Here is a 1,931-nt window from a genome sequence, read left to right as displayed (position 1 = left end):
TCTCAGCGCCGATGGTAGTTGGGGGTTCTCCCCCTGTGAGAGTAGGACGTCGCCAGGCGCAAAAAGACCTAAAAGCATATTGCCTTTAGGTCTTTTTATGTGGATAAGTGCTTTTGTTTAGTTATTGTAAGGGATAGATACTTATTCCATTTTTATTATTAGTTGATCTTCAATGACTTTCGAAACTTCAAACGCACCTTCAGATTTGTTTGAACAGATAACAGTATGAATTTGTGATTTGGGGTAAAAGGCAGAATGAAAATTAACTCCAGGATCGTAACCCATAATATGATATTTAAAAATAGCATTTTCCTTTTTCTCTATCCATAACCCATAACCATAAAATCCGGTTGATTTCTTTGTTTGAATAAATGGAGTAAGTAACTTGGAAGTATATTCATCACTTAATAATTGATTAGTTAGAAGTGCATTCCATAAACTTGACATATCAAGTGCAGTTACAAATGCGCCTCCATCTGCACCACCTTTTGCAGGCAATGAGTAAATATTTGTTCTCCATTTATTGTTCGGCAAATCGATATAACCTAAAGCTGTGTTTTTTGGAAGAGCATCTAATTCATAATAACCAGAGTTTTGCATTCCGACTTTTTTAAAAATATTTTCTTCGATAAAATCAGTAAATGACATTTTACTTACTTCCTCGATGACCAATCCAAGTAAAATATATCCAGCATTATTATAATGAAATTTTTCCCCAGCATTTGATTTCATGGGTTTATTCTGAAAAAGAGGCAAAAAATCGGTTAACTTTCTTATATGATACATGGGAAGGTCTATCCACAACTCCTCGAAATCATCCATTATTTCCTCGTCGAAATAGTCTGGTATTCCAGCTGTGTGTGTTAAAAGGTGATGAATTGTAATATTTTTATTAAAATTTGGAAAGGTAATAGGAAGACAATCTTCTAATTTTGATTCAAAAGATAGTTTACCTTTCTCGACAAGTTGGCAAATAGCGATTGACGTAAATAATTTACATCCTGATGCAATGCCGAAGCGTGTATCTATAGTGTTTTTTGTGTTATCGCTACGATTTGCATAACCATAACTTGCAGAAAATAAATTATTTTCTGCCTTTTTGATAAGAATGGTTCCTGAAAACTTATTTCTATTTACAGTAATTTTTATTTGGTTTTCTAAACTAGTTTCCATTGTATCTCTCGCTTTCTAGTTAGTATATCTTTAGTCTAACTTAACTCCATCCATATTGTACCATATAATTTATTTTCAAAAGGGACATTGAAGTATCTTTCGGGTTTTGGAAATTAAATACGGATTTTTGTAGGGAACAAAATAACGCCTTTTTCTCATGTAAAAGTTAATATAGTGGGGAAAATAAAAATGAACCAAAAGAATATCCTTGGGTTAATTCCTTTTCGCAAGTATAAGGACGATGATAAAAATTTCAATAGAAAGAAACGAGAAAAAACTATTATGGTTTTTGTGAGAAGACAATAGAGGTTGGCGATGAGTATTCAAAGTGCCCTATAGATTGTTGTAAGATAAGACTATAATAATCAAAGAATGGAAATATTCCTTATGTTAATTAATAGGTAATCGTGATTTCCTACTGTACTCAATAGTTTGTTAGAGGTTTATTGAAAATTTAAGTGATCAGTATCTTTTATCAAATGGGAGTAATAAAAAAAGAGTGTTTAAGGCAAGCATATATATCCTGGAATTTAAAATAAAAAACAGTTGACGATTAAATAAATAATTGGTATTATATAAAAGTTGCCTCGAACGGTAACGATAATTGATAATTTAATAGTTAAAAGTTTTTAAGAAAGTTATTGACTAGTGACTATTAAATGTGATAATATATAAAAGTTGCGTCTGATAGCAACAAACAAATTGCTCTTTGAAAACTGAACAAACAAACGTCAACAATAATCGTTTTATAACTAGCG

1 protein-coding gene is annotated in these 1,931 nt (G+C 31.2%); it reads right to left on the bottom strand.

The genetic code is table 11. The features are described from left to right. Positions 1 to 141: 141 nt before the first annotated feature. Complete coding sequence (locus tag NiCM35_RS26540) at positions 142 to 1,173, bottom strand: serine hydrolase domain-containing protein (protein ID WP_171509279.1); 1,032 nt, start codon at positions 1,171 to 1,173, stop codon at positions 142 to 144. Positions 1,174 to 1,931 lie beyond the last annotated feature (758 nt).

This window comes from Niallia sp. M35, assembly GCF_050971705.1.
In the GTDB taxonomy this organism is placed as follows: Bacteria; Bacillota; Bacilli; order Bacillales; family Cytobacillaceae; genus Niallia; species Niallia circulans_A.
The sequence above is the reverse complement of the archived record's forward strand: the minus strand, read 5'-3'. Positions and strand labels throughout refer to the sequence as shown.